The organism is Candidatus Aminicenantes bacterium (assembly GCA_026393855.1).
In the GTDB taxonomy this organism is placed as follows: Bacteria; Acidobacteriota; Aminicenantia; order Aminicenantales; family UBA4085; genus UBA4085.
The window spans coordinates 1-9,757 of sequence record JAPKZJ010000046.1; the positions used below are offsets into that span (position 1 = coordinate 1).

The following is a 9,757-nucleotide window of genomic DNA, read 5'->3' on the forward strand; positions in this document are numbered from 1 at the left end:
CGAAATAGCCCGCCGGTTCGGGCGTCAGGACGATCTTGCCTTTCAGGTCCAGATCCTTAAGCTTGGGAACGTCGCTGCGGTCGAGATAGATGGCTTCTCCCTCCCAGGCTCCGGGGTCGCAGCCCCTCGTCATCAGCGCCGGGCTTTCGGCCAAGCGGCTCAAGCGCTTCTCCTCGGGGGACTTCAGCCAGAGCTCGGCTTCCTGTCCCACCCACCAGGTGCGGGCGGGGTTGCGGCCGATCGTCTCCAGCCGGACTTCGTCGAGTCCGTATTCCTTTAGGCGGCCGGCCAGGAACTCGGCTTCGTAAAAATGGCCTTCGAACTCCTGCGGCGTCCGCTGACGGACGTAGCCGGCCAGCGCCGCCTCGTTGGCGAAGGGGATCTGGCCCGAGACCTCGCCGAGGATGGCCTTGAGAAGGCCGGGCGGCAGGGCCGTCGCCGGCGGGCGGAGCGCTTGGGCCGCAGCGCCCAAAGCCGTCGCCAGGACGATCAGGAAGGTGAAGAGGACGGTGCGAATCCGCCGGGTCTCGGGTCTCATGAAGCCTCCTTAGAATTGCGGCAGGTGTATCAATCATCCTAGAGACTGGGGCCGAAAAAGTAAAGAAGAAGGAAGATGCGTGGCCGGCCGGACAGGGATTTAAGAGGGCTCGGAGGCCGTGCGATCCGTCTCCAAAACGAAGTTGAGCGCGATTTCCAAGCCTGCTTCGACGGCTGCGGGCTCGATCGCGTCCACGGTGTCGCGCGAGGTGTGGTAATCGACGTCCCTCCGGACGAAGTGCGTCGAAATGCCGATGAGAGAGACCGACTCGACGCCGACGCGGGCGAACTGTCCCGCGTCCGTCCCTCCGCCGCCCAAGGGGAACCGGATGGCGCGGACGGGGCGGCCGAGCTCGGCGGCGATCCGCAGGCCCTCGCCGGTGAGACGCGCCGACAAGCGGGTCAGGCCGTTCGTGTCCGTTTTCAGGAACGCGAGATCCCGCGTCCGGCTAAGGGTATCCATGTTGAACACCATGGACTTCATCTCCCGAAGCTCGCCGCGGTGTCTATGGGCGTAGGCGAACGATCCCCTCTGGCCGTTCTCCTCGCCGTCCAGGCTCAAGAAGATAAGACGGGTGTGATTCAGCCGTCCGGCTTCTCCGCTTCGGATGATTTCCGCCAGCTTGACCAGCGCCAGGCAGGTGGCGAGATTGTCCGAGGCGCCCGGGGACGCCTGCCGGCCGTAGTACCAAAACATGGGAACGACGAAGAGGCCTCCGGCGAGGATCGCGACCTTCAGGAAGGCGCGGACGCCGCCGGCGGCGGGTTCGGACCAGATTCCAGCCGCCAAAAAAAAGGCCCCGACATTGGCGATGAGATGGAACGCTATCGGCAGAACCATCCGAAAGGCATAGGCCCATTGGCGCTTTTCAATGAAGCGGCAGACCGGCGTGCTGTCGTGATGGCCGGTCAGGATGATCTGCTGGCGGACCTCGAGGGCCGGTTCCATGATCCCGACCGCGTTGGCGCCGGCTTTCTTGGGGAAGAGGGGATCGAAGAAGCGCCCCAGGAAAACGAAGTTGTTGATGATGTAAACGGTCCCGAGGGAAAAGAGAGCCGCGGCCGCTCCTGTCGCGATGCCGCCGAGGAAAAAACAGGCTCCGGCCAGCAGGTAGGAGGCGGCCAAAACCCGGTTCATCAGAAAGAAGGACGCCGGGTGTTGGGCGAATTCTTCGAGATGAGAGCGGTCGCAGGATTTTGCCATCTCGCGCCGGATCTCTTCGGCGGCTCGCAGACAGCCTGGGCTGCCCGGGAGGCGCGGGTGGCAGCGGTCGATCATCGCCCGCGTGCGGGCCAGGAGATCCTGGGTGTATTTGGGCGATAGGCGGATCACAGCTTATTCCGGAGGCAACGATATCAAGGCCGATCGGCGAAGTCAAAACAACGCCGCGGGCGGGGAATAAGCCGGGGCGCCGGGGAAGCCTCGAGATCATTCGGCCTTCCCGCGTGCAGCGCCGTGTCGGCGCCCGAGGGCCAAGGGCGGCCTCGGGGGTCAGCGAGACCAGACCGCCAGCGTGAGACCGGAGGTCTCCGCATAGCCGGTCAGGGACCAGCCATAAAATTCTTCGCTCCAATTGCGTCCCCGCGCGATCTCAAACGAGGCCAAGGCCTGATGGGTTTCACGACCGGCCGGCGTTGCCTGGGGAATTTTATTATTCGCGGCGGTCTACTGAATGGGACCGGATGGCGGAGCCGACCGCGCCGCGGATCCGGAAATTTCGATCCGGGAGAAAGACCGATAAAAATGAATCGAATTCGGAGTCTGTCGATCGCTTTGGCCGTGGCCGCCTTGGCCGGCTCCGGCGCGGCTCAGACGAAGCTGGGATGCATCAACGCCCAGGAGGTCTTCGAAAAATCATCCGAAGGGAAGAAGGTGACGGCCCGTTTGCAGGAAGCCGAACGGCAGAATACGACGGCCTTGGCCCGGCTGGACGACGAAATCCGGGCTCTCCAGACGAAGCTCCAAGCCCAAAAGCTGACCCTGACCGAAGTGGCGGCCGCTCAGCTGACGTCCGATCTGGACAAGAAAACTATCGAGCGGAAGCGAAAGGCCGAAGACGCCTATGCCGCTTGGAACGAGCTCCGGGACCGATTATTCCAGAAGCTTCAGGAGGAGCTCCTAGCCATCATCGGCCAGCTCGGGAAGGAAAACGGTTACGATCTGATCATTGACGTGGCTAAGAGCGGAGCCGCTTATTGGAGCCCGGCGGTCGATCTGTCCGTGGAGGTGATCAAGAGATACGACGCCTCAAAAGCGTCGGTAAAATAGGGGCGGTTCGGGGCGCTTCTTGCAGCCTCCGGTCCGGCCGGTGACGGGAGGCGCGTCCGGGGATCAGAGCTCGGGGGCTTGGGGCAAGGTTGGAGCTTCCCGCCCGTCCTCGGATTCGGCGTCGAGATAATCCGGCCGGTGAACGTCGCGGATGAAAAGCAGGCCGTCGAACCGCTCGCGTGGGACGAGGGCCGTGTCCCGGAAGCCCCAGTCCTTGGCCGGGAGCAGGCTGGACATCCAGGTGTTCAGCCGGTTCGGCCTGGCGCCGGCCAAATCGACCATCAGCGCACCGGGGCCCGCCGCCAGGAGGATGGCTTCCAGCCCATTATCGCGCGGCGGCGTCAGCGCGTATGGCGTCCGGTCGTTCCCGCAGGCTTCGCCCCGGCCGGCGAACAGGCCGATGGCGTAATACGCATCGCCGAAGGCTTGGGCCAGCCGCGTGCCCAGCGGCACAACCGAAAAAGAGCCGTCCGCGGCGGGAGAGCGTCCGATGTGGGCATTGTGACCCCAGAGGATGATCTTGCGGCCGGGGTAGATTTCGCGGGCCAGCGTGGTGACGTTATCGGCCATTCCGGCTTCCCTCGCGTTCGTGCGCGCAGCGCCGGTCCGGGTCCGCTCGAGGATGAAGGCGTCCATGGACAAGGCCGTCCGGCGCAGGATGGCGGGCAGCTCGGGCGACTCCGGATGGGCGGCCGCGAGCGCCGGGGCGTTGGCCCCAAGCCACCAGGCCAGGTTGGCGTAAAACGTCCGGAACGCGCCCGCGTTCGCCTGGAGCCATGAGGGATCGCCGAAGCGGACGACGAACTCGCCGTCTCGGCGCTCGACTTCCGCGGCGTAGGCCGGATCGACGCGCCCGATCGCTTCGCTCAGGATCCGCGGCCTTTCCGCGGCGCCGCGGGCCGAGCTGATCTGAACGTCGAAGCCGGCCAGGATGAGCGGGTGGTCCGTCGACTTGGTCCCCCTGAGGTACTCGAACAGCTCCAGGGTTTCGCGATTGTGCCAGACGCCGAAGAGCGAGTCCCGCAGCGTTGTTTCCGCGGCTTGGCCGGCAGCCCGCCGGTCGGCCGCCCAGGCTTCGAAGATCGAGCTCTCGAAGGCGATGACGTCGTAGCCCAGCTTCTCATGTAGATATTTGATCAGGCGGACTTTGACTAGGCTGAACTCGGCGACGCCGTGGGCGCTTTCGCCGAGGGCGACGATCCGTCTTCCGGCCAGGGCGGCGTCGAGGAAAAGAAGGTCCGAGTCATCCGGGGCGCCGGCTTCGAGCGTCGTCAGGGGATGGTGCTCGGCCCGCGCCGAGGCCGCCCAATCGGATCGGACGCGGGGGGAAGCTCCCTGGGCCGCAAGGAAGCCCGGCAGGCAGAGAACAAGGAGCGCGATGGCGCTTTTCGCGATGACGGCTCGGCCTCTGGGGCGAATCATTTCAATCAGGCCAAGTCCCGCCCGGCGGGGCCGGCTTCCGATCGGCATTATAGCAGGTTTCCGCCGCGAGCCGATATCATCGGCCGGCCTTCAGCTCGACCCGTTTCTTGGCCGTCCCTCCGGCTTTGGACTCGACGGTGAATTCGGCCCAGCCGCTCGATCCGTCCAACTTGACTAGATAGGCAAACGTCTTGGCGTCTTTGGCCAGGAGCCGGAATTCGGTCGTCTTCCCGGCGCCGTGCGCGGGCGCCGCTCCCGCTTCGCCCAGGGAGGTGTCCCGAGCCGGCACCTCGATGAGCTTGACGCTCTCCGAGCCGGCGAAGAGCAGACGATCCGGGACCGCCTGTTTGAGCTTCAGGGATTGGTCGGAGAAGGTCGGGTAGGCCGAATCGTTTTTGACCGTGACTTCGACCCAAAGCAGATCGGCCGCGACGGGCTTGACCGCGACGTCGCCGAATGCGACCCGAGGGAACTGCGAGGCGCAATAAAGCGCGAACTGGGAATTGCGCAGCGCCTCGTCCTCGATGTAGCGGGCCGGCGGCGTCCGGGTCATGTGCTTGCGGGCCGTGCCGCCGATCCAGATCGGACCCAGGTCGGGATGGTTGAACGGATGAGGGTTGATCCAGCCCTCGCCGCCCAGCTCGACGTCGATCCACTGCATGTATTCCTCGTCGTCCACCCGGCCGTCGGCGTTGACGTCGCCGTCCAACGGCGTCCCCCACAGCTCGATGAGATAGGCGAAGGCGCCGCGGGTGAAGTAGGAGTTGGCCTGAGCCTGGCCGACCGCGCCGCTGGGCGTCGGCCGGTAGTCCTTGAGAATGCGGGCGCCCATGGTCACGATGTCGGTCTGCACGGCCATGTCGTTCTGGACATCCCGGTCGACGACGCGGTCGAAGAGCTGGGCGTACCGGTTGGTCTTGCGCAGCTCCTCCAATTGGCGGGCGACCTGTTCGGCCCGCAGCCGCTGCTGGTCGGGGGCCAGGGCTGCCCGGGCCGCCTGGGGGGCGGCGAACATGATCAGCTTGCCCGTATTATGATAGTGGAACGAAGCAAAGATGTTGGCGTGGCCCAGCCAGAACTCGTAGACGTTGCGCGTCTCCTGCTCGCTTAACGGGTAGGGGTAACCATTGGCCAGCGACCAATCGAAGGGGAAATTGCGGTTGGGATCCGGGCCGCCCAGGTCGTCCTCGTTGATCCGCCCGTCGCCGTCGTTGTCGAAGCCCTCGGTCCCGATTCGACGGAAACGGCGGACTTCCTCGCGAGGGTCCGCTGCGGCGACGAAGCGGCGCTTGTCCGGCGATAGCTGGAATTCGCCTTGGGGGTCCTCGGCGTACATGATCGACAGCTCGCCGTCGCCGTCCACGTCCTCGGTCTGGTCCTCGTCATACAGGCCGTCCCCGTCGTCGTCCCAGGGCCGGAACGGCTCGCGGGGGTTGTTGGCGGTGTTGGGGAAGACGACGTAAGAATCGTTGGCGTCCACGTTGAGGCCGGGCAGGATATAGAAGGTCAGCCGGTCGACCAAGTCGTGGATGCGGGGGTCGTAGTCGTAGCGGGTCAGCAGGCTCCAGGCCAGGTAGAGCGAGCAGGTGATGCCGTTGACCTCGTTGCCGTGGATGGCGCCGTCGACCCATAGGGCCGGCTTCTTGTCGGCCGGGCCGGCGGCTTTGGCGGAGATCGTCAGCAGGAATTGATCGCGGCCCAGCCGGCTCTTGCCGATAGAGGAAATATCGGCCAGGTGAGGGTATTTCTTCTGCAGCTCGGCGATGATCTTGGTCCACTCGCCGTAGGCGTAGTAACGCTTCCAGGAGATGGGGAAATCGAGCTCGCCGTGGGAGCCTCCTGGCGAAAGCTGCAGCTTGGCCGGGGCGGTCTGGGAGGCGAAAGAGGAGGGGAGGCCGAGGATCGTCGCCAGGCCGAGAACGGCCAGGCCCAGCGCCGCCGCGCCACGGCCGCGATGATGGTTGGTTTGAGTGGTCATGGCCTTCTCCTCAACGAACCGTCAATTCCTTGACCGCGGTGCCGCCCTTTTCGGACGAGACGACGACCTTGATCGGTGTGTCGCCTTCGACTGAGATCAGCCAGCGGACTTCGCGACGCGGGCCCGTCTGGATGGGCTCTTGGGTTTGCGTCCCGCCCCGTCCGCGTTGGCCGGGCATCGCAGGCCCGGCCGGGATCATTTGCGGAGCGGTTCCGCCGCGCGGACCGGCCGGTGCGGCCGCGAAGCCCGGCAGCTTCAAGGTGCCGTCCAGAACGCCCAGCCTCTGCCAGGCGCCGCCCTGCAGAATCTTGACCTTGTCGCGGTTGCCGATCAGCCAGACGACATCCTCGCGGTTGCCGTTGAGCTGGGCGCCGCGCGCGACCTGAGTGGCCAGCGGCCCGGTATTCTCGATGACCGCCGTGACCTCGACGACCTTGGTCTTGCCTTTATCGGAGGAGGCCAGGACCTTGGCCTGAGCCTGGGAGATCACGATTTGGGGCAGGAGGCCGGCCCGAAACAGCTCGAACTTCCAGTGCTTCTCGCAGACGTCGAGAAGCGGCGCTCCCGGCAGGGCGTTGCCGCGATACTTGGGAATCCAGCCGCCGATCTCGCCGTCGCCCAATTCGGGGTGCTTGTAGGGCTTCCAGGCGACGAAGAGCTTGCCGCCGCTTTTGGCGTCCTGGTATTTGAGGAGCGCCCGCTCCTGCCAGGCTCGGGCGGCCGGGTCCGCGGCCGCGCCGGCGGTCGGCGCCGGCCCGACAACCTTCTCGAAATCGGGGATGTCCTTGGCCGGGTTCCAAAGCTCGGTGCAGGTGGCAAAGGCCCCGTACTGCTGGTACCACCAGTCGATGACCATGCCGAAGCCGTAGCGCTGGTCGCGCTCCTCATTGTAGCCCATGAACCAGGTCCGGGGCATCTCGTAACCGCGCTCCAAAGCGTACTTGTTTCGGACCGAGCCCCGCATGCGGGCCTTGATCTCGGCCAGCTTGTCCGGATTGGCCCAGGCCTCGGGCAGGGGCTCGCCCAGGATCTCCAAGTACTTTTTGCCCAGGACATAGTCGTAGACGGCCACGTCCTTGGGCGCCATAGTGGCATCCGAGGACGTTCCCGGCACCCGGTAGGTAAACCCGCCGGAGGTGTGGAAGTTCTGGACCATCAGGATGTTGCGGTGATTGACGGCGAACTCGACCAGGGCCCGGGCCTCGGGCGAGGAAGTCGGATAGGCGCCGGTCCCCCCCGGCAGGCCGTCGTCGGTCCACCAGCCTTCGGGGAAATTGCGGTTGACGTCGATGCCGGCGCTGCCGGACTCGTCGGCTGAACGGGGGCCGGCAAACGGCTTCGTCCCTTCCGTTACGATGGTGTAGCGGGGCTTGGCCGTCGACTCCGTCGCGGCGACCCGGACCATCAGGCGCGCGTCCAGATCGTCGGGCACGAACAGGCCCTTGGCGTCCTTGAATCGGAATTGGGTGATATGCCCGTCTCCGTTGAGATCGCGCGGCGCGTTGGGGCCCCGGCTGGAATCGCCGTTGCCGCGCTGGGAGATCTCGCGCTCGACGCTGGCGAAGACGCCGTCGGGGTTGACGATCGGGCAGACATAGATCGTCCGGGAATCCAGGAGCGCGGTGATCTCGGGCGCCGCACCGTAGCCGCTGAGGAGCTTGTCGATAATGTACAGGCAGACTTCGGTCCCGGTATATTCGTTGCCGTGGGTGCCGCCGTCGATCCATTGGCCCGGCTTGCCTAGATAGGCCTTGGCGGGGGGCGGCGTCTGGACCTCGAGGGCTCGCGGCCGCCGAATCTCGACCTGACGGTCGATCGTCGTCCCAGTGTCCAAGTTGCTGATCACGAGGACATAGATCGGCCGTCCGAGGGTGCTGCGGCCGATCTCGAGGAGCTCGGTCAGCCGGGGAAAGGCGGCCGCGACTTGCTTGAGGTAGGCGACCGTTCCCGTGTAGCCATGGAAATCGTCGAAGGAAATAGGGACTTTCGGTGCGGCCGAAGCGGAAAGCGCCAGCGCCAGGCAGACCAGGATCAGAGCGGTTTTTTTCATGGATCCCTCCCGGGCGAACATCTTGGCCCTTATATCACAGCGGTATCGACGGGGCAATCGCCGCCCTGGCGCGGCCCACCGCGCGGCCCACCGCGTACCCCTGGCGGGCGAATTGTGTTATAATAAATCCAAGTTTATTCGAATCGGGAGGTCCCCATGAATAAGAAAATTTTGTGGCTTTTCTGTGCCGGTCTACTCGTCTTGGCCGTTTCGACGGCCTCGGCCCAGCTCCGGGCCGGCGAGGCGGCCATCTTTTTCCGTAGCGGCGACGTCATCGTTGATCGCATCGTCGACATCTCGAGCACCCGCCAGGTCATGCAGACGGCGAATAGCGGCGAGTTCCAGATGCGCGAAGTCTGGATGATCAATTTCGTCAACGAAAATTGGGACTTCCCCCAAGAGCGCGACCAGATGGAGACCAACGAGCACTATGTCTTCCTGAAGAGCGGCGACGTCATCTCGGGCCGTCTGACCGACTTCAGCTCCACTCGGAAGGTCTTTCAACTCCGGGCGGGCGACGAGATCGCGCCCGGCCGGGTTCGGCGCATTTATTTCTCCAGGCAGGTTCCCGCGGGCCTGCAGGATCAAGGCCAGGTGAGCGGAAACCGCGGCGTCGCCCGAAACCCGAATGGAGTCCGCGCCTTGCCCGGGCTCTACCAGGCCATCGGCAATAACCGCAACGTCGAGCTTCAGCTGGACCAGAACGGGGCCGCCCGCCTGACCTTCCAGACCGGCGGGCGGCGTCAAGCCCTGACCGGGGATTGGGCTTTCAAACCGGGGGACAAAGCCATCGTCGTGGTTAGCCTGGAATCGGGCGGCGGGAGAACCGTCATGACCTTCGGCCGGGACGGCGATCTCCTGGTCGGCATCAATTACGACAAGAATACCTTCGGGACCCTAAGTCTCCGGCGACAATAAGCTCGGCGACGCTTTGGTCGCCCTCACTCGACGATGATCTCGTCGGCGAAGAGCCAAGCCTTGCTTCCGGCTCCTGCGTGTCCCTCCGGGCAGAGGCCGATGGACTTGGCCGTGACCCGGATATAGCGGGCCTTGGCGCGGGCCGCGTCAATCCTCACGTCGCGCAGGAGGACGGCGGTCTGGCTGTCGCCTGCCTCGAAGCCTGCGGCGGCCGGGAGCGCCCGGTATGCCTTGCCGTCGCTCGAGAGAGCGACTTCGACCGAGCGGGGAAAGAAGGCCCAGCTCGGGACATTCTGGAGAAATCCGATCGTCACGGCCGAGATATTCCGCTCTTGGCCGAGATCCACGACTGCGGCGAGATCGTCGCCCTCAAATCCCTGCCAGCGGCCGTCGGTGTGGGATCTTCCTCCCCGCAGCCCATCCACCAAGCCCAGCGCCCCGCCGCCGTCATAGCGGGGCTTGAACGCGAACTGGAGTCGGGGCGTCTTTCCCAGCGCCAAATGGGCCAGGAACCGCGTCTCGCTGACCGGACCCTGGAGCCTGCCGCCGGCGAAGACGCCGGCCTTGATCACGGCCGATTTCG

The 9,757-nt window shown here is 65.2% G+C and carries 8 protein-coding genes; 2 read left to right on the plus strand and 6 right to left on the minus strand.

Features of this window, described 5'->3' with window-relative positions; all coding sequences use genetic code 11:
• On the minus strand, positions 1–538 hold a 538-nt coding region (locus NTZ26_05170; protein ID MCX6559887.1), incomplete at its 3' end, for a hypothetical protein.
• A 99-nt stretch (positions 539–637) separates the two neighbouring features.
• Positions 638–1,870, minus strand: coding sequence for a M28 family peptidase (locus NTZ26_05175; GenBank protein ID MCX6559888.1), 1,233 nt, complete (start codon positions 1,868–1,870; stop codon positions 638–640).
• Between the two features lie 411 nt (positions 1,871–2,281).
• Between NTZ26_05175 and NTZ26_05180 the strand changes: the two genes are divergently transcribed.
• On the plus strand, positions 2,282–2,806 hold the full coding sequence (locus NTZ26_05180; protein ID MCX6559889.1) for an OmpH family outer membrane protein: 525 nt from the start codon (positions 2,282–2,284) through the stop codon (positions 2,804–2,806).
• A gap of 63 nt (positions 2,807–2,869) precedes the next feature.
• Here NTZ26_05180 and NTZ26_05185 read toward each other — a convergent pair whose 3' ends face one another.
• The 3 genes from NTZ26_05185 to NTZ26_05195 all read right to left on the minus strand — a co-directional run bounded on the left by NTZ26_05185 (position 2,870) and on the right by NTZ26_05195 (position 8,256).
• On the minus strand, positions 2,870–4,228 hold the full coding sequence (locus NTZ26_05185; protein MCX6559890.1) for an erythromycin esterase family protein: 1,359 nt from the start codon (positions 4,226–4,228) through the stop codon (positions 2,870–2,872).
• A gap of 76 nt (positions 4,229–4,304) precedes the next feature.
• Positions 4,305–6,206 carry a M14 family metallopeptidase gene (locus NTZ26_05190; GenBank protein ID MCX6559891.1) on the minus strand — a complete coding sequence of 634 codons (1,902 nt, stop codon included), beginning with the start codon at positions 6,204–6,206 and terminating at the stop codon, positions 4,305–4,307.
• Positions 6,207–6,216: 10 nt separating this feature from the next.
• Positions 6,217–8,256, minus strand: coding sequence for a M14 family zinc carboxypeptidase (locus tag NTZ26_05195; GenBank protein MCX6559892.1), 2,040 nt, complete (start codon positions 8,254–8,256; stop codon positions 6,217–6,219).
• A gap of 156 nt (positions 8,257–8,412) precedes the next feature.
• Here NTZ26_05195 and NTZ26_05200 point away from each other — a divergent pair, with 156 nt between their 5' ends.
• Positions 8,413–9,174: a hypothetical protein gene (locus NTZ26_05200; GenBank protein MCX6559893.1), complete on the plus strand. Its 762-nt coding sequence runs from the start codon at positions 8,413–8,415 to the stop codon at positions 9,172–9,174.
• 23 nt (positions 9,175–9,197) lie between these two features.
• On the opposite strand, the gene NTZ26_05205 is transcribed toward NTZ26_05200, so the two are convergent.
• Positions 9,198–9,757 (minus strand): discoidin domain-containing protein (locus NTZ26_05205; GenBank protein ID MCX6559894.1); only part of this gene is annotated, 560 nt, incomplete at its 5' end.